Source organism: Nostoc sp. (assembly GCF_036917635.1).
Lineage (GTDB): Bacteria > Cyanobacteriota > Cyanobacteriia > Cyanobacteriales > Nostocaceae > Nostoc.
This window is the reverse complement of sequence record NZ_JBALCW010000067.1, coordinates 60,090-82,630: the sequence shown is the minus strand read 5'-3', so window position 1 is coordinate 82,630 and position 22,541 is coordinate 60,090. Positions and strand designations below refer to the sequence as shown.

At 41.5% G+C, this 22,541-nt stretch carries 17 protein-coding genes; 4 read left to right on the top strand and 13 right to left on the bottom strand.

The window, feature by feature from the left end:
- Window positions 1–155: 155 nt before the first annotated feature.
- Both V7K32_RS16775 and V7K32_RS16770 read right to left on the bottom strand, forming a co-directional pair.
- Window positions 156–401, bottom strand: a complete 246-nt coding sequence (locus V7K32_RS16775) for an HNH endonuclease (RefSeq protein WP_334994964.1) — start codon at window positions 399–401, stop codon at window positions 156–158.
- Window positions 402–408: 7 nt separating this feature from the next.
- Window positions 409–1,506, bottom strand: coding sequence for a Gfo/Idh/MocA family protein (locus V7K32_RS16770; protein WP_334994963.1), 1,098 nt, complete (start codon window positions 1,504–1,506; stop codon window positions 409–411).
- Between the two features lie 372 nt (window positions 1,507–1,878).
- On the opposite strand from V7K32_RS16770, the gene V7K32_RS16765 reads away from it, so the two are divergent.
- Window positions 1,879–3,405, top strand: a complete 1,527-nt coding sequence (locus tag V7K32_RS16765) for a BamA/TamA family outer membrane protein (RefSeq protein ID WP_334994962.1) — start codon at window positions 1,879–1,881, stop codon at window positions 3,403–3,405.
- A gap of 824 nt (window positions 3,406–4,229) precedes the next feature.
- Here the strand turns inward: V7K32_RS16765 and V7K32_RS16760 are convergent.
- From V7K32_RS16760 to V7K32_RS16735, 6 genes are all read right to left on the bottom strand, one after another.
- The gene (locus V7K32_RS16760) at window positions 4,230–5,318 is read right to left on the bottom strand and encodes a sensor histidine kinase (RefSeq protein ID WP_334994961.1); all 1,089 of its coding nucleotides are present in this window, start codon (window positions 5,316–5,318) and stop codon (window positions 4,230–4,232) included.
- Between the two features lie 5 nt (window positions 5,319–5,323).
- The gene (locus tag V7K32_RS16755) at window positions 5,324–6,034 is read right to left on the bottom strand and encodes a response regulator transcription factor (protein ID WP_324978015.1); all 711 of its coding nucleotides are present in this window, start codon (window positions 6,032–6,034) and stop codon (window positions 5,324–5,326) included.
- A 205-nt stretch (window positions 6,035–6,239) separates the two neighbouring features.
- Window positions 6,240–6,935 (bottom strand): LabA-like NYN domain-containing protein, encoded by a 696-nt coding sequence (locus V7K32_RS16750; protein ID WP_334994960.1) that lies wholly within the window; start codon window positions 6,933–6,935, stop codon window positions 6,240–6,242.
- Between the two features lie 482 nt (window positions 6,936–7,417).
- Complete coding sequence (locus V7K32_RS16745; protein WP_334994959.1) at window positions 7,418–8,497, bottom strand: fatty acid desaturase; 1,080 nt, start codon at window positions 8,495–8,497, stop codon at window positions 7,418–7,420.
- Window positions 8,498–8,714: 217 nt separating this feature from the next.
- A complete protein-coding gene (locus tag V7K32_RS16740; protein ID WP_334994958.1) occupies window positions 8,715–9,767 on the bottom strand; it encodes a fatty acid desaturase in 1,053 nt (350 codons plus the stop codon).
- 216 nt (window positions 9,768–9,983) lie between these two features.
- Window positions 9,984–10,805, bottom strand: a complete 822-nt coding sequence (locus V7K32_RS16735) for an acyl-CoA desaturase (RefSeq protein WP_334994957.1) — start codon at window positions 10,803–10,805, stop codon at window positions 9,984–9,986.
- Between the two features lie 91 nt (window positions 10,806–10,896).
- Between V7K32_RS16735 and V7K32_RS16730 the strand changes: the two genes are divergently transcribed.
- The gene (locus V7K32_RS16730) at window positions 10,897–12,138 is read left to right on the top strand and encodes a methionine gamma-lyase family protein (protein ID WP_334994956.1); all 1,242 of its coding nucleotides are present in this window, start codon (window positions 10,897–10,899) and stop codon (window positions 12,136–12,138) included.
- Window positions 12,139–12,330: 192 nt separating this feature from the next.
- On the opposite strand, the gene V7K32_RS16725 is transcribed toward V7K32_RS16730, so the two are convergent.
- On the bottom strand, window positions 12,331–12,921 hold the full coding sequence (locus tag V7K32_RS16725; RefSeq protein ID WP_334994955.1) for a chromophore lyase CpcT/CpeT: 591 nt from the start codon (window positions 12,919–12,921) through the stop codon (window positions 12,331–12,333).
- A 251-nt stretch (window positions 12,922–13,172) separates the two neighbouring features.
- Window positions 13,173–14,264, bottom strand: a complete 1,092-nt coding sequence (thrC, locus tag V7K32_RS16720; protein ID WP_334994954.1) for a threonine synthase — start codon at window positions 14,262–14,264, stop codon at window positions 13,173–13,175.
- Window positions 14,265–15,231: 967 nt separating this feature from the next.
- Between thrC (V7K32_RS16720) and V7K32_RS16715 the strand changes: the two genes are divergently transcribed.
- A complete protein-coding gene (locus V7K32_RS16715) occupies window positions 15,232–15,423 on the top strand; it encodes a hypothetical protein (protein ID WP_334994953.1) in 192 nt (63 codons plus the stop codon).
- Between the two features lie 100 nt (window positions 15,424–15,523).
- On the opposite strand, the gene V7K32_RS16710 is transcribed toward V7K32_RS16715, so the two are convergent.
- Window positions 15,524–17,902, bottom strand: a complete 2,379-nt coding sequence (locus tag V7K32_RS16710) for a hypothetical protein (RefSeq protein WP_334994952.1) — start codon at window positions 17,900–17,902, stop codon at window positions 15,524–15,526.
- Window positions 17,903–18,206: 304 nt separating this feature from the next.
- On the opposite strand from V7K32_RS16710, the gene V7K32_RS16705 reads away from it, so the two are divergent.
- Window positions 18,207–19,862 carry an iron uptake porin gene (locus V7K32_RS16705; protein ID WP_334994951.1) on the top strand — a complete coding sequence of 552 codons (1,656 nt, stop codon included), beginning with the start codon at window positions 18,207–18,209 and terminating at the stop codon, window positions 19,860–19,862.
- A 516-nt stretch (window positions 19,863–20,378) separates the two neighbouring features.
- Here V7K32_RS16705 and V7K32_RS16700 read toward each other — a convergent pair.
- Both V7K32_RS16700 and thrC (V7K32_RS16695) read right to left on the bottom strand, forming a co-directional pair.
- Window positions 20,379–20,654: a ubiquitin-like small modifier protein 1 gene (locus V7K32_RS16700; RefSeq protein ID WP_334994991.1), complete on the bottom strand. Its 276-nt coding sequence runs from the start codon at window positions 20,652–20,654 to the stop codon at window positions 20,379–20,381.
- Between the two features lie 101 nt (window positions 20,655–20,755).
- On the bottom strand, window positions 20,756–22,060 hold the full coding sequence (thrC, locus tag V7K32_RS16695) for a threonine synthase (RefSeq protein WP_334994950.1): 1,305 nt from the start codon (window positions 22,058–22,060) through the stop codon (window positions 20,756–20,758).
- Window positions 22,061–22,541: the final 481 nt, after the last annotated feature.

Here is a 22,541-nt window from a genome sequence, read left to right as displayed (position 1 = left end):
GCAAGATAAAAGCAAACTATGTAACGAAAAGTAAAATCTCTGTATTTGGCTCGTAGTTGCGCCCTCTTGCGCTTTAGCGCAACTACGAGCCAGTGATGATTATTTGCGCCCACTTACTTAGATAATCAGAAACTAATAGCCCATCCGATCCTAACCTAAAGCTGAAAATATCGCCGGAAGCGGGGATCAATGTTATCTGTTTTCTGCTGATTGCAGGTTAAACAAAGGGTTTGTAAATTGCTGATATCATGTTGACCGCTAGGGGCAAGGGGAATGATATGGTCAATACTGAGGTTAGTTTCTATAGTAGTTTTACCGCAGCGTTGACACTGGTATTTGTCACGTTGAAAAACATATTTCTTTACTTCCGGCGGGATACGAATACGGGGAGTTTTGCTCATTTTCTCTCTAGTTGCTAAGAAATTCTTCCAAGCTGGGAACATCTACCCAACTTGCTTTTTGATGCGATTCATGAGATAAATCCATCAATAACTGAGAATAAATTCCTTCTCGCAGCGATGGTATAATTTCTTGATTGTGGTCAATTCCTTGCATCCATTGGTCTACTACGCGGATAAATGCCGAAATGCGCCCATCAGCATAATTTTTGGGAAAAATTAACCGATTTGGTATTTCTATTTCCGTCAAAGGTTTACCTACCTGGGAACTCCAAACACGAAAACCGTGGATATAATCTTTTTGATTTTCACTGCCTACAATTAATGTACCGCGATCGCCATATACTTCTACCCAATGAGTTCTTGGTGCATGAACCACCGCACTGATAGAAAGTTGGCAAGGTGTACCATCTGCTAATTCCAGTGTTAATATACAGTTGTCATCTGTATCCACTGGCTTGGATTCCCCACTAACAGGGTCAACTCGTGTAGGAATAGCAGTAGTTAAATGGGCGTTTAATCTACGGACTGGGCCGAATAACCAGTGAATATAATCGAAGACGTGGGAACCCAAAGATCCCAATGCACCGCCTCCTTTATTCTTATCAGAATACCAATTCCAAGGGCGGGAAGTATCAGCACGAGAAGAACCTAACCAATCAATTTTAATTAAGCGCAACTTACCCACATAATTTTCTGACAACAATTCAGCAAACAACTGCCATCCTGGTACAAAGCGAAATTCAAAATCTACAGTCGCAATTACGCTTTTTTGTTTAGCTAACTGATAAAGTTCTTTAGCCTCAACTGCATTTAAAGTTGTCGGTTTTTCTAAAAATAAATGTTTCCCAGCTTGCAATACAGTTTTTGCCATTTCATAGTGCAAAAATGGCGGCGTCGAGATGCTAACTGCTTGCACTTCTGGTAATGCCACAATATCTGTAAGTGAATCGGAAGCGTGGGGGATATTATGGGATTCTGCTATAGTTTTAGCTTTATTTATATCTCGGTGATAAACAGCAACTACCTCAGTTTGAGGATGTGCTTGGAATCCAGGGATGTGGACTTTTTGACCAAATCCAGTGCCTGCGATCGCAATCCCAATCATATCATTATTTACTCCTATAATTATTGAACAGAATAAAGGCGTCAGTCGTCAGAATATTGTCTCTAAAAAAGCCAAATAAGAGCTTAAAACCTGAGTATTCCTCTGTCATAGTTTTCGGTAAGAGGTTATATTTCCCAGACTATACCTTTTTCTGGCAGCAGCGCAACTTCTAAAGCTTTGAGGACTTTATCAAGAGCGATGTCTACGACGGGCTATTTATTCGGCGTCGCAATCTGAAGACAGTCTGCCATAGACTGAGTACTGGCACAAGCAACCGGATTTTGGGATACCCAATAGCAAGGTTCATCTAGAAGTTACGCACAAGATATCCGCTCTACGTGGTAAAGTTAATAACACTAACGGATTTTCAATATGCAAGTTCAAATAACTGTAGTTGCGTTGCTTGCCGCCGTAGGCATCGCACTAATGTTAGTGGGTGCTAAAAATCTAGAAGCTCTTGCAGACTCGCAATCTTCTACTCAGGATACATCTAGTGGTATTGTGACCCCACAAGCTACGATCCATATAGGAGAGTATCCCAAATATGCTGATTATATAGGGGGGACTTCAGGAGATAACCAGACCCTTGAATTTTCCCAAAAAGTTGTCAAAGACATCCAAATTCGTTTTATTAATGACAAAGGTGAGTTGTTTGATGATAAAGGTCAGCCGATCAAAGGGCGGACTCAGACAGATTTTATCATTGGTTTGCTAAGACTCAAACCTGGTCAAGTATTCCGTGAAGATTTACTTCAAGCAGACTTGCAACGATTGAGGAGATTAGAGTCATTTAATCAAGTAAATGTCGATCGAGAAGAAGATGCAAACAGTGTTAATATCATCTATAAAATCAAAGAGCGTCACTTTCCTTCTCTAATATTAGGAGGCGGAAATAACGATGATGTTGGGCTATACGGTCGCGTGGGTTACAAAGATGCAAATATTAGCGGTCTTAACGATAAATTAGATACAACTGTACAGTTGAGCAGTAAAGATGTCCAGTTTAATGGTCAATTCACTAGTCCTTATCGTCCTGGAGAACCAAACCGCTTAGGCTATAGCATTAGAGGTTTTCGTAGTCGAAATATATCGGGAACGTTCAACGAAGATATCAGATTGTCTAACGGCAACAAAGTGCGAGAGGGAAGATTTGGCGGTTCTGTGGCACTTTTACGAGGTTTTGATAAGTGGAATACATCAGTGGCTCTCAACTATACCAGAATTAGCCTACGCGATGGAGAATATAACGTTGTACAAGTGGATAGATTAGGGAGTCCCCTATCTGTGAGCGGTACTGGTATTGATGATCTATTTACAGTATCATTTGCTGTATCCAGAGATCAACGCGATCGCAAAGACAATCCGACTCAAGGATCAATCCTCACCCTCAGCACAGAACAAGCGATACCTATTGGACTAGGCAATATTTCCAGCAACCGCCTACAGGGAGACTATATTCAGTATTTACCAGTCAGTTGGATAGGGAATGGTAGACTAACTGACAATCCAGAAATGTTGGCGATTAATTTACAAATTGGTACGACTGTTGGAGACTTTCCACCAGCAGATGCCTTTAATATTGGTGGGCTAAATTCTGTCAGAGGTTATGGTTATGGTAAAGTTGCCAGTGGTCGCAGTTATGGTTTAGCTTCGGTTGAATATCGTTTTCCAATTTTACAGTCAATCGGAGGAGTTCTCTTTACTGACCTCGCCTCAGATTTTGGGTCTAGCGAAACCGTATTAGGAGAACCAGGAGTCCTGCGAAACAAGCCTGGAAGTGGCTTTGGTTACGGCTTAGGATTGCGAGTCAAGTCATCTTTTGGGTTGATTCGAGGCGACTTAGGAATTAGCAACCAAGGAGAAGTTAGATTTGAAGTTACCACAGGTCAGCGATTTTAATCCCATTAGTTTTTACTCTGCGAACCGACAGCGTTAACCTTCGGGTTCCTACCCTGCGGGAATAGTTACCTAGAGTTTTCCCATATCCTTAACTCTTCAGGACTGAGGTTTGCAATTGGCCATCGCTTGTTGGAATTGCCTAACAGAGTGGTATTGGTATCTTTCGGTGATGTTTATCCCACATTCCGCACTTCAAAATGTATTATCTATCTTTTCAATAAAAATTCCTAATAATGTTCAAATTATTAAGTATTAATATTGAATACCATTGGCGATTTATGTTGTTGATTTAACCATTTTTTTCCACCTATGGGAAATCTACGCATATTACACGATGAAGTGCGGAAAGTCGGTTTATTAAGGATTGAAACGTAAAGTTTCAGCCCCTAAATATTTCCATACTGCGAATTGCAATCCATCAAAATCCCTATTAGGGATTGAAACGGCAGAATATGATTTGTCAATATTTTTTAATGCCTATTGCAATTCATCAAAATCCCTATTATAGATTGAAACGGTTTGTATCACATTGCAATCGATCAAAATTCCTATTTTTGAATTTTGAATTGTTATTTGCTCAGTCTTGGGAACCATTTCGAGGGAACAGGTAAGCGATCGCAGCGTAACCCGAAACACTGAGTAAACTAACCAAAAAAGCAGCCAAAATAAAAGCAGACATAATGTTATACTCTATGCACTTCCAAAATCTCGGCATCCATCAAAAAACAAAGACTTTGGATACTTTCAAATTAGCAATTGCGTATGACACAGCAGTGACTACTTTATGTCAATCCCTTGTATCTCCTGCCTCCTGCCTCCTGAACTTAAGCCAAAGGCAGAAAAAACCGAAACGTACTGCCAACTCCCAACTCGCTTTCTACCTGAATCTGACCGCCTTGTAGTTCAATCAAACGACGGGAAATAGTTAAGCCAATACCAGTACCTCCCGAATGGCGATCGCGCGATTGATCGGCTCGCCAGAAGCGCTCAAACACATGGGGCAAATTCTCTGGAGCGATACCAATACCTGTATCTATAACCGCAATCCAGAGAAGAGAAGCTTCAGTCCCAACACGAATAGTAATTGAACCTTCATTCGTGTAACGTACTGCATTACCTAGCAAATTAACCAACACCTGTTCTGTGCGGTCAATATCTGCCAATACAGGAGGCAGCACAGATGGACATTCCAATACCAGAACTGGCCCATCTTCCAACAGCTGGTCAGTGAATTTCTCCACTAATGACTCTAACAACGGACGCAAATTTACCCGTTGGATATTAATTGGCAAATAACCAGCTTCTGCCTTAGACAGTTCTTGTAAATCGTTTACCAACCGCTCTAACCGCCTAGTTTCTCTAGCTAAACGCCGATAAATTTCAGGAGACGCTTCAATTTCTCCATCAGCCAGTTCTTCCAAATAACCGCGCACCACTGTTAACGGTGTCCGTAATTCATGGGTCATGTCTCCAATTACTTCTCGCCGCCGCGCTTCTACCCCTTCTAAACTGGCTGCCATCAGGTTGAAACTAGCACCCAATCCATTAAGTTCTGGAATGTCAGACATCGGTAGTCGTGCATCCATCTGACCAGCAGCAAATTTTTGGGTGATTTGTTCCATCTCGGTCAACCTCTGCATAATCCGTCTGGACACCCAGTAACTTAATCCTCCGGCGGCAGTGGTGCCAACTAACACTGACCAAATAGTGCTTCGTTGCCAAGCAAGTTCAAATCCTGCAACCAATTCAGTACGAACATCGATTAAGTCAAACCCCTGATTTTCTAATCGTTCCAAATGCAGTACAAACAAACGAGGGGAAGAAATTTTGCTGATGCTCACCAAACTAGCTACCCCCACGATCATGACTACTAAGTGGGAGAGAAATAGGCGCCCTCTCAGCCCTATTTTCATAAGATTTAGCCTACCAGAGGATCTTCAAATTTATAGCCCACCCCAACAACAGTTTTAATAAAAGTAGGATTTGCCGAATCAGGCTCAATCTTTTTTCGCAACCGAGCTACATGAGTATCCACCACTCGTTCATCCCCAAAAAAGTTATCTCCCCAAAGTTTATCAATTAGTTGAGTGCGGTTCCAAACTCGACCAGGATTGCTGACAAAGGTAGTTAGCAAGTTAAATTCTAGGGTAGTTAAATCCAAAATTTCAACCTCCTGAGAATCCATCTGACGACTAGCAGTGCGTTGGTCTACATCGACAATAAAGTGTTGAGTACGATTGACTTGATGCTGTCCCCCTTGGCGGAGGCTACGCCGCAATAATGCCCGTACCCTAGCTACCAACTCTCTGGGGCTAAAGGGTTTGACCATGTAATCGTCAGCACCAGTAGACAGACCAATGACGCGATCGATTTCCTCACCCTTAGCCGTAAGCATCAAAATGTAAGGATCTTTTGCACCTGGTTTCTGACGAATTCTTGCACAAACTTCTAACCCATCCAAACCAGGAATCATTAAATCTAGAATGATTAAATCAGGTGGTTGTTCCTGAAACATCCGCAAAGCATTCATGCCATCGCGGCTAGTGCGACAAAAAAATCCTTCTTTTTCTAAAGAGAGTTCGATTAAATGAGCAATTTCTGGTTCATCTTCAACGATTAAAATATCCATTTAAATTAGGTCTGAGCAAAATGGGACTGAAGAAGACAAAGGAGAGTTCTTTCACCGCGTCTGGTAGTCTTTGCGTATTCTTGTTTGCATGATGTATATTTTTTAACCTCATCCCCAACCCCTCTCTTTGTCAAGGAGAGGGGAGTGCTTTGTGTCATACGGGGTGAGGTGACTACTGTATGCACCGAAGTGAGAATCGCTATAGTTAAAGGTTTGAATTTGACGGCGTGCGATAACTATAGCCAACATTAGAATCTTTTTGAATGTGTGTTTTAATACTATCAAGGTCAATAAAGCAGTCAGCAACATCAATCAAACTTTCACTAATGGTATTTTGTAGACTCACCACTTCCACCCGAACCCCCATTCTGCTAACAGCGTTTACAGCATAAGCTAGATCCCCATCGCCACTGACTAAAATCGCAGTATCATAATAAGGAGCTAAAGTTATCATATCTACAGCAATTTCTACGTTCAGATTTGATTTTTTGAAATTTTCTGCTGGTTGCGTGATATCTTTAGCTACTACACGATAGCCATTACGACGCATCCACAATAGAAAACCCTGTTGTTTTTCATTAGTAATATCAACCCCAGTATAGAAGAACGCACGCAACAGTCTTGAACCGTTAGTTAAATGACAAAGCAATTTAACATAGTCGATTTCTATACCGAGTTGTAAAGCTGTATGAAATAAGCTTAAGCCATCAATAAAAATAGCAACTCGACCACGATTCAAGCTATTTAAAATCGAGCTATCAGGTGCAGGATCTTCCGTCTTGGTATCTTTACCTTTGACAGGAGTATCGCTCAAATTTTGCCCTTGCCAATGTGGTTTAGCTTTAAGTACTTTAGGTTCTTTAAATTCATTTCTTTGTTTACTAAAATTAGTTATAATCATTGATACCTCTGATTTTAAAGTTGGAAACACTTTTGGGTAAATTCTCTATACTATATATAGTCTAATCTGTGCTGATTTATAACCCTAGCAGGTAATCGTATTAAGTCACTACATCTAGATAAACTTAACTGGTGTCTTCTGCACAAGCGGGGAATAAGTTCTAGCGCAAAAGTTACGATCTGCCCTAGAATCGGCAAACGTCATCTATATTTTATTTTACAGCTAGGAAGTTGAAATTTACCGCAGGCTAAGGACGCTCAAATACTGCCAGAATTAGAATCATTAATAATGTAATATGCGATGCCTGCGGCGGGCTACGCCAACGCGCCTCAAAAGGTAAGTTTTAGTAAAGTATTTAAGTAATCTTTAATACAACTTTTCTAAAAGTTTATCTACAGGCAGTGCTAAATGGTCAATAGTCAGAAAGCATTGACGAAAATACAAGATTCCCGACTTTTTTAAAGAAGCCGGGAATTTGAATCTTAGTCTTTAGCTAACTTATTATTGGATGTGTAGTAAACCTTACTACCAGTATCAGGGACAAAATGGCAACTGATACATGAATTCCATACTGACTTCCAAATTGGTTCTTCCGATTTGTGGAAATATTCACCCATCAGTGGTTTTATTGCCTCAGTTGCTTTCAGCAAATTGTAGTGAGGGATGTTAAGGAATATATGGTGAGCAACATGAGTACCGATATCGTGATGGATATGATTAACCAAACCATAATTACGATCAATACTAGAAATTGCGCCTTTTAAGAAAGTCCAATCTTCTCCACGATACCAAGGAAGCTCTGGCTCAGTGTGGTGCAAGAATGTCACCAAATCTAGCCAAACTATGAATACAAGGTAAGGCACAGCGTAATATTTGAGCAACCATATCCAACCCCATTGGTAGGTAAGAAAACCTAGCAAACCTACCATGCCAATCAAAAGTACAGTGCTAGTGATGACATCCCATTTTTCCGAGGGTTTGAAAAGCGAACTGCTGGGCAAAAAGTGTGAGCCTTCCTTATTAGGAGAACGCTTAAACAAATAGACAGGATAAGCCAAGAGAAAAACATAATATCTGCCTATCTTCTGGGCTAAAGGCATCTCCTTATATTGTGATTCTGTCACAGGATACCAGCTTTCATCGTTATCAATATTGCCAGTATTTTTGTGATGAGTTCTGTGACTAATCCGCCAACCATGATAAGGAACAAGTATTGGTGTGTGAGAAAGATGCCCAATCAAATCATTGAGCCATTTATGCTTAGAAAAAGATTGGTGTCCACAGTCATGCCCGACTACAAACAAAGCCCAAAACATCGTTCCTTGCATTAGCCAGAAAATCGGGAAGAAAAGCCAAGAATCCAGGTAATGAGCAGCTGCATAAAGCAGACCGATAATCAAGATGTCACGAAAGAAGTAAAAAAGTGATTTTGTCACATTGGGCTGAAAGCATTCAGCAGGAATTGCACCTTTTAAATCTTGAAGAGTGAAAGGTAATTTAGTCGTATCCTCAGAGGTTTCACTGCTAAGAGGATTGTTCAAACTGATGGTATCTAATTGCACTGGATTCTTTTGTTAGATATAAATCGGAACTTTATTTGAGACAAAATTATCTCATTTCTAGGATGCCCACGAAACTAGCGATCGCTAACACACAAGAGGATAATTTCTGGCAATTTATCTAAAATTTTATTCAGTAAAAAACTGCCAGATTTTATTTAAACACAGCATGATAAACGCTCTCGTTGATTCAAGAGCATGAGTGTAATCACAGCGCTATTTATTGCTCTCTGTAATGTTCGTTGAAAGTCTTATAGCCAACATCAGTTGTGTATAGTTGACATTGGTCTGTAATCTGCTTCATTAAAGGCCAAGAAAACTGACACTCATCATGGAGATAAGGCTGCCAATTTTCTTTGATGCTGCTGTAAGCTAACCGCAAATTATAAGAAGGAATCGCAGTGGAAATATGATGAGGGACATGAACATTGATATCGTGGCACAGGATTTCTACCCAGCGCGGATAATCGCAATGAATAGTGCCAAATAACTGTGCTAAAGCTTCGTTCCATTTATTCGCTGTCCTAAAAGGAACATCTGCGGCAGTGTGGTGAACAATAGTAAAAGTACTCATCCAAAAATGGTAAATCATCCAGGGTACTAGCCAAAATTTGACAAATCCCCAGATACCAGTTGTGGCGATGAGAATCGGAAAAGCGATCGCAGCAAACACCACTACTACAGCCACCGAAAGCTTGATACTCGATTGGTCTTTAGTTTTGAAGTTCCGCCAATCAAAATGCACAACAGCCCAATGTCCAATGGAACCTACCCACCATAAGCGTTTACGCATGAACAGCTTAAAAGCAGACTGCCGGGTTTTATCCCAATTTTCAAACACTTCTGGTCTGATTGGATGCCAAGCGTTGTCCTCATCCAGCTTGTTGGTATGAGTATGGTGATAATTATGCTTAATCCGCCAACTGTGAAAAGGGTAAATTAACGGCATCATGAAGAAATGCCCCACCAAATCATTTACCCAACGACGTTTGGCAAAAGACCTGTGACCACAATCATGGCCAATTACAAAAAAACCTGTTAAAGCAGTACCCGTAAAAATCCAAGCTAGGGGCAAGAGAAACCAAGGAGTAACGATCAGGCTGTAATAGCCCAAGGCAACCGCCAAGACACTGAGCAGTACTTGTGTCCAAGCTTTGCGACGGTTCTGCTGAAAACATTCCCGTGGCAGGGTTTTGACAATATCTTTGAGCCTAAAGTCGGAATTACCAGGCTCGTCACTTAGTTTCTGGCTATTAATTATTGATGTAGTCATGGACACCTGAAAAACAACAAACTCCTCTACAAAGTCACTCAAAAAGTGACTTCCAGCAAAAATTCTTAATATTAGCGCTTTGGATTATAGCAATCTAACCGACACAAGCGCACCCGTAAATAGCTTTTTGAAAAATTAGGAGTTAGAAGTGGTGAGTGAGGAGTTAAAAATGTTACACATCCGAACTCCGAACTCCGAACTCCTAACTCCTAACTCCTAACTAACTTTTGTTGGGGCTAACTTCACATTAGTAGCCAGACCAACTGCTTGCAGCAATTGAACAGTCATCCAAGTTAAATCGATTTCCCACCATTCCAGCCCATGACGAGCCGAGTATTGAAAAGCATGATGGTTATTATGCCAGCCTTCACCAAAAACTAGTACGGCTACCCACCAGCAATTAGTTGAGCGATCGCCAGAATCATAGCTCTGATAGCCAAATTTATGAGTAGCGCTGTTCACCAACCAAGTGCAGTGGTAAACCCAGACAATGCGAACAAAAATTCCCCAAATAACAAAAGGCCAGCCACCCCAAAGTAAAAGCAATACGCCTAGAGCAACCTGGATCAAAATGAAATATTTTTCTAAAAACTGATAAACTGGGTCTTCGGCAATGTCTTTGGTGAAACGAGGAACATCAGCGTGAGCGGGACAATAATGAGTCAGCCAACCCATGTGGCTCCACCAGAAGCCTTTATTAGAATCATGGGGATCAGTGTCCTTATCAGAGTTTAGATGATGAATGCGATGTGTCCCGATCCACTCGATTGGGCCTCCTTGACACGAGAGTGTCCCAAAGAAAACCAGGAGATACTCTAGCCACTTGGGAGTTTGAAAACTGCGGTGGGTGACAAGGCGATGAAATCCTAGAGTAACGCCTAAGCCGCCAGTTACCCAGTACAGCAAGAAACCCACACCAACTGCCGTCCAGCTAAAGTTACCAGGAACAAAGGCAAATAAAGCGCCGATGTGCAGTCCAATGAAAAACAGGGTATTAACCCAGTTAATTTGAGGTTTTGTTGAGGTAGCAATTGTCATGCAGTAACCTGAATTTGATTTTTCCAGCCTAGTCTGCGCGATCTTAAAATCCGCATATCTATAAATTTAATTTTTTTTGAACGAGGAACTGATGAACAGTTTAGAACAGCTGCGGCAAGCAGAACAGGCACTATTAGAAATTTTTTCTGGAATTGACACTCAGGTCAAGCATAATCTAAAACGAGTGCTGGATGCTTTTCGTAATCACCGTGTGGGCGCACACCACTTCGCTGGTGTAAGTGGCTATGGCCATGATGATTTAGGACGAGAAACTTTAGATAAAGTTTTTGCTGAAGTTATGGGTGCCCAAGCTGCGGCCGTGCGGGTGCAGTTCGTTTCGGGAACTCATGCGATCGCTTGTGCTTTGTTTGGTGTACTCCGTCCTGGAGATGAAATGTTAGCAGTGGTCGGTTCTCCCTACGATACGCTTGAAGAAGTCATTGGTTTACGGGGTCAAGGTCAAGGCTCCCTTATCGAGTTTGGCATAAATTACCGTCAATTGGAGCTAACCCCAGAAGGAACTATAGATTGGCAAGCTTTAACTACTAGTGTGAACCAAAACACTCGTTTAGTGTTAATTCAGCGTTCTTGTGGCTATTCTTGGCGTCCTAGTTTATCAATTGCCGATATTGAAAAAATCATCCATTTGGTAAAACAGCAAAACCCGAACAGCGTTTGCTTTGTGGATAACTGCTACGGCGAATTTATCGAAACCAGGGAACCTACAGCCGTAGGTGCTGATTTAATGGCGGGGTCATTGATTAAAAATCCTGGTGGTACTATTGTCAGCGCTGGTGGTTATGTTGCCGGTCGTGCCGACTTAGTGGAAGCATCGGCCTGTCGCCTGACTGCTCCAGGTATCGGTAGTTATGGCGGCGCTACTTTTGACCAAAATCGTCTGCTGTTCCAAGGCTTATTTCTGGCTCCACAAATGGTAGGAGAGGCGATGAAAGGGACATACTTAACTGGTTATGTATTTGACAAACTCGGTTATCCAGTTAATCCCGAACCTCTGGCTCCCCGTAAAGATGTAATTCAGGCAATCAAACTTGGTTCTGCCGAAAAGCTAATTGCTTTCTGTAAGGCGATACAACAGCATTCTCCTATAGGTTCCTATCTTGATCCTGTTCCAGATGATATGCCGGGGTATGAGAGCCAGGTAGTCATGGCTGGGGGGACATTTATTGAAGGCAGTACCTTGGAATTATCAGCAGATGGACCCTTACGTGAACCCTATGTGGTTTATTGTCAGGGTGGGACTCATTGGACTCATGTAGCGATCGCATTAGAGGCTGCGATCGATGCAGTAGGAAGTGCTGATTTTTTATTATAGCATATATTATACATCTCCATAAATTAAATATGCGTAACCTGAAACCCTTGTAGAGACGCGAAATTTCGCGTCTCTACATTCATTGTCGGAGATGTCTATTCCACAGGGCATGAGGTTTATTGATAAATTAGTGAAAGGCGACGATCGTATTACTTATCTTGTGACAAGTCCTCCCTCCTCCCTCCTCACTTCTTACACCTTGACTTCTTCGGCAAAACTACCCCATTTGACAAAGTGAAATGGGCCGGCGATAGAACCCCATAGATGTTCATCGGTTTCTAAATCTCTTCCCCTATCGAGGCTGGAAAATTCTTTAGCACTAATCTCAAATTCGTTATCCAGATAAGTATTTTTGCCGTCACGAACCACAATGCAGCATTTTCCAGGTTCAACTTTGCCTTTAAAGCTTTTACCTGTCCACTCTACGAGCATGTTGCAACCTGACATTTTTTCCAATTGGTCAACGCATAAACCTTTTAAACGTTCGGGGTCGCGAGATGCACCGTAAAATTTTTGTTCTTCTTTAACCGTGTAGTGTTCAATAACAATGTGGTTTTCTGCCGGAATCAACTTCATTACCCGCATCCGGTAGGGTTGATTGAGCATAAAATCATAAGCTTGTTCGAGAAACAAACTTACTCCTGAGAACAATTCTAAGGGAAGGGGACGGATACACACGCGAATGTGGGCATAAAAAGGCGGATTTTCAAAAGCTTGTTCTTGATTGCTAAAGTCAGCTGCCATCCACTGGGCTAAAGTGGCAATATCAGTAGAATGAGTCACGTTGCTTTGCTCCAAATTCAAAATTCACGCATTCAAAATTCAATAATTTTTAATCCCCATAAATAAATTTAGAGGCTTGTATTCATGAGTGTGTTTCCGTCATTACAAGACGATCAACTAGTTGTTTAAAAATTATCTAGGATTATTTTGACACTTCCCAGACTGAAAAATCCTGGCTGCGATACCTTTGTTGGACTTTGCCGAAGCAATTTTTCAATTAGCTATTACGATCGCATTTAGTTCTAGAGTGTTTAAAATCCCATTGCTTCGGCTACTGCACCCAATTTTGCTGCAATACCCTGTTTGAATTGACTGTGATTGTGTTTAATCGCTGTATCTGGGTCTTTTAGACCATTCCCTGTGAGGACACAAACCACTGTCGCCCCTGTAGGAATTTGGTCTTTTACCTGCAACAATCCGGCTACCGAAGCGGCGCTAGCAGGTTCGCAGAAGATACCTTCTGATGCTGCCAAAAGTCGATAAGCTTCGAGAATTTCTGCATCGGTAACGGCGTGGAAATTACCCTGACTTGCGGTTTGGGCTGCAACAGCTAACTCCCAACTCGCAGGGTTACCAATCCGAATTGCTGTCGCTAGGGTTTCGGGATTTGCTACTGGCTGACCGTGTACTAAGGGGGCTGCACCTGCGGCTTGAAATCCCATCATTCGGGGTAAGCGATCGCATTTACCATCTTGATGATATTGACAAAATCCCATCCAATATGCTGTGATATTTCCCGCATTGCCGACAGGAATGCAGAGCCAGTCTGGGGCATCACCCAGCGCATCTACTATTTCAAAGGCTGCTGTTTTCTGCCCTTCTAGGCGGTAGGGATTGACAGAATTTACCAAAGTCACCGGATAGCTTTCGGACATCTCGCGGACAATTTCGAGGGCTTGATCAAAATTACCTTTAATTGCCAACACTTCTGCCCCGTAGAGTAAAGCTTGAGCTAATTTGCCCAGCGCCACATAACCGTCGGGAATCAGTACAAAGGCATTCATGCCTGCACGCCTTGCATAAGCGGCGGCTGAGGCTGAGGTGTTGCCGGTGCTGGCACAAATTACTGCTTTTGCACCAGCTTCCTTGGCTTTGGAAATTGCCATAGTCATCCCCCGGTCTTTGAAGCTGCCGGTGGGATTCAAACCGTCGTATTTTACAAAAACCCGTACTTGTCTGCCAATGCGTCCTGCGATCGCTGGCGCTGGTATTAGGGGTGTGTTACCCTCCAACAGAGTCACAATCGGTGTTTTTTCGCTAACAGGCAAGTATTCGCTATAGGCTTCTATCAGCCCTGGCCAGGGTTGGCGATGAGATTTAGCAACAGACAGGCTCAAAGTCACGGGTTTTAAAATTTCTTAATGTATTGGATTGGATATTTAGAAAGGGTGGCATAGGGAAGCCCAGAATCGGGAATGAGGAAGAAAGTGAATTTTTCTTTGCCCTGTTCCAGTTAAAAGTCCCCTAATTCCAAAAGAATATTATGTAAGAATATTATTTTTTGTGGTACAGGCGTTTGATTTTTGCCATTTTTATTTTATTTAGAATAGTTTATCATAACCGCCACGGCGACCTGGGGATGCTGAAAAAGTGAAAAATGATAGACAAATTTCTCGGACTTACGTAATAGCTCTCTGAAACACTTATTCATACTTTGCAAAATGCCACTTCTGTGCTAGTCCCTTTGCGAACACCTTAATGTGTATTTTACCACTTTCATCTCTGCATTTTTTAACTTAAAATACGCAGTAATCTGCCTTTGCTTTGCGGTAGTTTTATCTTTCTGCTGACAAAGACGCTCTTGCTAGCTTGCTTCCACGTTCGCGGAGCGTGCCGTAGGCAAGTGGTACAAAGACTCTACACTAGGACTTACGCATCAAGTACGAAATGTAGGGGCAATTCATGAATTGCCCCTACGGTAAATCAAGGCTTTCATTGCCTTTTTGCGTAAGTCCTATACACCAGAGGCAAGTGCTTTCCCCTAGATTTTTTCCTAATCTGGCGTAATTTAATATCATCTACAGGGAATTTTTGAGGTAAATTACTCAATAACAGCGAGAATAATTAATACAACTAGAATTGGCAAGCTATCAATTAAGTATTGCTAAGTACCATCGAATGGAAAGAAATTTTGCACATTTGAGGCAATGTTTTCTCAGGAACATAGCCATTACAATCGCTGTCTCTTATGATTGAACCTAAAATCCATTAGAGTAATTGATTGAAAATATACAATATTTTAAGAAAGCTTAAAAAAGCAATATTATAATATTGCTAATGGTGTGAGTTAAGTTTTGGATTTAATTAGCGATGCCTACTTGTTTATCTAGTGTTTCCGATCGCGAATCCCAGGCTAACTGGGTTAGTAAGTTAACCAAGTCTTATTATCAAGACGATCAGCAAGCTAAGTTGATGCATTTACAAGCAGAGGTAGACTCTCTGTTGCAGCAGTTGGAAAACCTGAAGCAGCAACGTCTAGCCGAAACCAACCAAAAAGAATAATTCAGTTTTGCAGATAGCGATGTCTACGACGGGCTACGCCTACGGTTTTCCCCTCTCTAATCTAAATTTAAGTGAGGGGTAAATTTGAGTAAGGGGCGTGCTATTCAAAGCGCTGATTTTTCTCTGACCAGCGCCTCAAACTGTAGTTATGAGCATTTTCGACTAATAAAGCTAAGGATTGCACCCCTGAAAGCTTGGTGAAGGCAGATAGTCTTTGTAAGTCGTTTCCTGTAAAATCAGTATAAATAACTTCATTGCTATCAGACAAAATTATAGTCCGGTCACGGCGTTGCTCTGGGTTTTTCCCCTGAATTTCAGGTTTAGGCTGATTCAAGGATGCTATTGCTGCTGCTGAGATAGTCAGTATTATTTCTGGTTTACCGTTATTTGTTAAATCAATCACCTGAACCGGCCAATCACCCAACTTTTCCTGCATCTCCTCAAAGCTAGGAATAGCGCCACCCGGAACTTCATCAGATTGCTGCAAAGATTGCCACACACTCGATAACATTACCTTCACCCCTTGGGGATTTTGTTGATGCAGTTGTTGTAGAGTGATAGGAGATGGCTGTACCCATTCCAGTGCTGCATTTGTCAAGGCTAAAGGTTTAGGTTGGAGAACATCGTTTTGATTCTCTGGGATTTTTGGGCTAGCAGCTAATAGGTGCAAAACTTTACCTCGTAGTTGCACCGCTTTAATAGCGGCTATAGTAATTTTTTGTTCTCCATTTGGCAACCATACCACAATTTGAATTTCCGGGTCAGAAGTGATTCCCAAAGTTTTCCATAAAAATTTGGCGGCGTCAGTTTTGGGTAGGTTGAAATTCTCAAAGGGGGAATTTAGCCAGCGTTTCCCGTCATTAAATGCACTCACCTCTACTTGATACCAAACTTGGTTATCTGTGAGTTTCAAGTCTGCTGAGGAATTTGATTGCAGCCACTCAGTGTTAGTAACTTGAGTGATTGGTTGGACTGTACCAACAATTTGACTAGGGTGAGTAGAGGATATTTGCGATGCATCCTCACCATTAAGTCTTGCTAACAAATTTTGAATATGGGCAAGATTATCTTTTGTAATTTCTGGTTGCGCCTTCAACCAAGAATTAGCATGTTCTTCTCCCTTCTGAACTGCTAAAATTAAAGCGAACCAAGATTGCACCTCTGGTCTATTTGGGTTCATCCGCAACGCTGCCGCCATGCGATTCCACAACCGTTTTTTATCAGCTTTAAGTAGGGTAGCAATTTCTTGAGCATTATTTGGCGACGCTTCAAACACCTGTAAAGCTTTCTCCCAACCACCATCAATCAAATCTGCCAGCACTTGTTGACTAGGACTTGCCCAATTTTTCTCGGCTTGGGTTTTAGTAAGTTGGGAGTGCAAGCGAATCAAATCCATTTGGGCTTGCGCCGCCTCTGGTAAAACTCCTTTGTGCTGTTTCTTGATGAATTTCAACCATTCAAAAGCAGGTGTCCACAGTCCACTACGGGCAATTGACAGGGCGTTTTGGTATGCATAATCCTTGAGGGCTGGTGATTTGAGGGTAATCGCCTCCAATTGAATTGGTCTGAGGAATAACTTTAGAGGCTTGACTTGGTAAACCTGTAAGTGCGGTTCTAAACCTATAGTTTGATTAATAACTAACTCTTTGGTACTATCACCAGTTACCTGCTGCCATTTGGGCAATTGTCCATTGGGACTAGTCCAAGACAACATTTGTAGTAAGTTTGTGCGTTCTGGATTGTAGTATACAACGTAACCGTAGGCGAAGACACCAGTTCCTTGTTGTCGTTTACCCCACAAATTAAACCAAACACCTGGTGATGGTGTTCCCCCTTCAAAGCGTTGCACTTCAGTTAAAGTTAGGGGAATGCTGATATCCTGGGGTTCTAATGTCCCATCAAGTGAGGGAGAAATCACAAAGTATTCATCTGGTCTAGTTACAGGTAATTGAGTTGCTAGATAGTAGTAATTTTCTGACTGAGATTTAAACTCTAACTCTTCTGAGCGTTCATAAACCCTGAGTTCTACAAGTTCTTTACAATCAGATTGACAATTAGCACGTTCTTGAAAAACTGGTAATAAAAAGGAGTTTTCCACATTTTGATGTAAAGGCAGAGTTTCCCCAAATATTTGGTTTTTTTGACTCAAATCGAGTTGAATTTGTTTGATAGTTTGGGGGCGTTCGTGCTTACTAAGGGGGATTTGCGCCCATACAGGTAAAATTTTATTTAGCCAGCTTACCTGGTCAGGATTGAAAATGAAGAGAACACTAATCCAGGCAAAAGCCATAATTAGACCAGCACTACTTAAGAGAATTGCGTAGGCGTAGCCCGTCGTAGACATCACTAGCATTGACGAGAACCAACTTCCCCGTTTTAGCTTTTTCTGGGTTTTTTTAACGACGCGTTTCACCATACCTGCATGAGGTTTATTTTGTTTAGAGGTTTTTGGCGTCAGCTTGCGTGAGCGATTTGGCATATTAGTTTTCAATCAATCCAGTGGATATTTTTGGGCATTGGACACAAGAAGCAGAGGGGAAACACTTAATGCAACTTCTCCCCTATTCCCTACTCCCCACTCCCCACTCCCTATTACCTAATACCCTGTTATACTCGTCCTTTCAGAAGTTGCCCAGAAGCATTAAGTCTCATTTGGGACAAAATACGTAAATTTTCCCATGTGAACGCTAGATGATTGCGAATACACTTGTCACTTAAGTATGTGAGCAGAGTGTAAAAAGTTGAAAGGTAGACTTATTAGCCGCAGTCATCGCAAAATCTGGATGCTCGCATGGTTACTAATTGCGGGAGTAAATGGGGTTGCACAAAAAGCTCTAGCACAAGAGTACACAGATACAGGGACTACTCAGGCGCAGGAGAGTATAGATTTAAATGTCCCTCTCCTCTCCCCAATAAATCCGATGGCGCAAGTTACATCGGTTTCTCAACTCAAGGACGTACAACCCAACGATTGGGCATTTCAAGCATTACAATCTTTGGTAGAACGCTATGGTTGTATAGCTGGCTATCCAGATAGCAACTATCGGGGTAATCGTGCCTTAAGTCGGTATGAATTCGCCGCCGGTGTAAATGCTTGTTTAGATAGAGTCAACGAATTAATCACTACAGCCACCAGCAATTTAGTCACCCACGAAGATTTAGCAATATTACAAAAGTTGCAGTCAGAATTTGCCCCTGAATTAGCAACTTTGCGGGGTCGTGTCGATAGTTTAGAAGCCAGAACCGCCGAAATCCAAGCCCACCAATTCTCAACAACAACCAAACTCAGTGGACTACTAATAGTTGGCATTCAAGGACGGACTCGCAATCGTGGTGATGTCAATCCTAGAGATGGACAAAAAGATACAGATGATGCGGGGACAAACATTAATGTCATATCCCTAGCGCAACTATATTTAACTAGTCAAATAACTCCCCGTAGTTACTTGTTTACAGGTCTTTTAGATGGTAATGGAAAAACTTCGCCTAGATTTACTAATAGTGTTTCTCGGAATGATGTTTTTATTGGCTACGAATTTCCTACAGATAGCTTGATTGTAAGTGACCTGAATTTTCATTGGCTGGTGACAGATAAATTAGCAGTAATGGTGGGAACAGAAGGCGTAAGTATGCCAGCTGCTTTCCGAGGCCCCAATCGGGTAGAAAGTGCTGCAACAGGGCCGCTATCTTATTTTGCCCAAAGAAACCCAATTTTAAATATGGGATACGGTCACGGCGGTATAGCTATTGATTGGCAATTTGCTAAACGCGCTAGTTTGCAGGCAATTTATACTAGTTATAAACCAGGAAATTCTGGTAAAGGTAGCGGTTTATTTGATGGAACCACCACTACAGGTGTGCAATTGCTGCTGACACCAACGGATACTCTAGATTTAAGTTTGTATTACGTTAACAATTACTCTTCGGATGGTTGTTTACTAACCTTTGTTGGCGATGAATGCTTAACTACAGTTAATACCAGTACCGGAAAATCAGCACCACTGCAAACCAACGCTGTGGGTGCGACAGTAACTTGGCAAATTTCACCCCGCATTAGCGCAGGTGCATGGGGTGGTTATACTAAATCTTACATTCCTGGGCAATCGGGAAATGTAGAGACGACAAATTATATGGTGTTTCTGAATTTCCCTGATTTATTTGCTAAAGGAAATTTGGGCGGAATTTATGTCGGTCAACCTCCTAAAATTACTAGTAGCAACTTACCTGTAGGGAATAATGTTCCTGATTTTGTCAATACTGGTTTAGGACGTGCAGGTGGACAACCAGGGACGACTACTCAAATTGAGGCATTTTATCGTTTTCAGCTAACAGATAACATCAGCATTACACCAGGAATAATTCATATCATAGAGCCTGGTCACACACCAGATAGTGACTCAGTTACCATCGGCATTCTACGGAGTACTTTTCTTTTTTAATTCCGCTTATCAATAAATATTATTGAACTTAAATATTGACAGATACTTATACCCAATTGGGCGCAACAAACAATAAAAATCCCTTTTGCAATCCCCTATACTCAATTTTTTATACACCATACCTCATTTTAAATATATATAAAAATAAGGTTTGGTTTACTGCCAAACCTCTATATAAATCCTGTGCATAACAACATCCCAAATTAATTTACTCATTATTATACTCATAGGGCATTTTCCCATAGGGTGTATGCAAATATCTATAATAGGACTGTTGTCGATAATACTAGAGAAAAAATTACTAGCGACAAAGTTCACCTTGTATCAACTTCAACCAAAATACCGGAGAAAATCTCATTTCCACGATCTAAGAAGGAAATACTGGTTATATCGTCTATGCCACGAATAAGGGAGCCATCAGCCCACTAATGAGTATTCCCAGCCGGAGACTGGGAACGAGGCAATATCTCAAAGCTTTGTCTAGTCAGGCTTCTAATTTATTTGGTATTCTCTGTATTAACCACCGGCGACAGCTGGGACAATACTTACTTCATCGCCATCTTTAAGAGCTGTGTTGATACCATCTAAATAGCGGATATCTTCGCTATCGACATAAAAATTTACAAACCGACGTAGCTTTCCTTCTTCATCGCACAACCGCGATTTAATTCCAGGAAAGCTTTGTTCTAAAGAGTCCAACAATTCAGCAATGGTGCTACCGTTGGATTGTAGACTAGCTTGGTTATTAGTCAAATTCTGAAGAGTCGTAGGAACTAAAACTGTTACAGCCATAGAAGTAGAAAGTGAGGAGTGAGGAGTAAGGAGTGAGGAATTAGGAATAAAGTTAAGAGTTATGGATAAAAAACTCATAACTCATAACTCATAACTCCTAACTATACAAGGACTTGTTGCCATTCCAAGCGATCCAGAGTACGCGATCGCTCTAGCGCACGTTCAAAACTATCGAGTTTTGCATCAATAGTCAAGGGTTCGCCAACGTAGCCTTGAATTGCTTCTTGAGTTTTCAGACCATTACCGGTGATGTAAATCACGGTAGTTTCATCTGGATCAATTTTGCCAGCTTCTACCAGTTTTTTCAGCACCGCCACAGTTGTACCGCCAGCTGTTTCTGTGAAAATGCCTTCGGTTTCTGCCAGCAGCTTGATGCCATCAATAATTTCTGCATCATTGACTGATTCAATGTTACCACCAGTCTTCTGAGCTAGCTCCACAGCATAAATACCGTCTGCTGGATTACCGATCGCTAGCGATTTAGCAATTGTATTCGGTTTTACTGGCTTAATAAAGTCGCGTCCTTCTTTGAAGGCTTGGGCGATGGGAGAACAACCTTCAGCTTGAGCGCCACTGAAACGGACTTTCTTGTTTTCTACTAAACCAACTTCGATAAATTCTTGGAACCCTTTATAAATTTTTGTAAATAGTGAACCAGATGCCAAGGGAGCAACAACATGATCGGGTAGTTCCCAGCCTAGTTGTTCTGCAACTTCAAAACCTAGCGTCTTGGAACCTTCAGAGTAATAAGGACGGAGATTAATATTGACAAAACCCCAGCCGTGTGTATTAGCAACTTCCGAACAGAGACGATTGACTTGATCGTAGTTACCCTTTACTGCCATCAGAGTGGGACTGTAGATCAGGCTACCGATAATTTTACCGGCTTCTAAATCTGCGGGGATGAATACACAGCAGTCTAAACCGGCGTGAGCTGCCAGAGCAGCTGTAGAATTTGCCAAATTACCAGTGCTAGCGCAAGAAACGGTAGTGAAACCCAACTCTCGCGCCCTCGATAGAGCAACTGAAACTACCCGATCCTTAAAGCTAAGGGTGGGCATATTAACAGCATCATTTTTTATATAAAGCTTATTTAGACCCAGGCGACGGGCAAGGCGGTGGGAACGAACCAAAGGAGTCATACCCGTTCCCACATCTATAACATTGTCAGTTGCAACAGGCAAAAAGGGACGATAGCGCCAAATTGAATTGGGGCCAGCTTGAATTGTTTCACGAGTGACAGTTAGACGGAGGGCGCTGTAGTCATACTTGACTTCTAAGGGCCCAAAACATAACTCACAAACGTTACTGGCTTTTAGTTCATATTCTGCACCACATTCCTTACACTTCAAGGCTTTAAAGTAGGCAGTGCTGCTTTGGGTTTGAGTTTGGGTTGCCTGAGTCATAAACTAGCTTTAATAAGTTTGTCTGTCTGCTGTCGCCTGATACTAACACGAGCAAAAATACCAGTCAAACATACCCGACTAAAAATATCGGGTATTCTTGGTATTGAGAAAATAGATTTCTGTAAAATTTTTATATCCGTAATCGCTATATTGGGTATTTATGCTTTTACTGCTTTTGTTAAAAAATTAGATCATAGCTTCAGGTACATCAGTATTAACGTTAACGCTGCGATTTAATATGATTAAATTGCATTACATCTATGATGAACTTGCATTGATTTAAATCTTTATCCAATTTTAAGTGATTTATCATTTAGTTAAGCTTATCTAAATGACTCCACAAGCTAGTGATATTACGACAGTAAAAACTCAAAAGCCTTTCTATATATAAGCTTTATAGTTTTTAACGTCTGATTAAACCCCTAAAATTGCTCTATGTATTGCCAAAATGAAGTTGATTTTTCAGCTTTGATGCACTCAA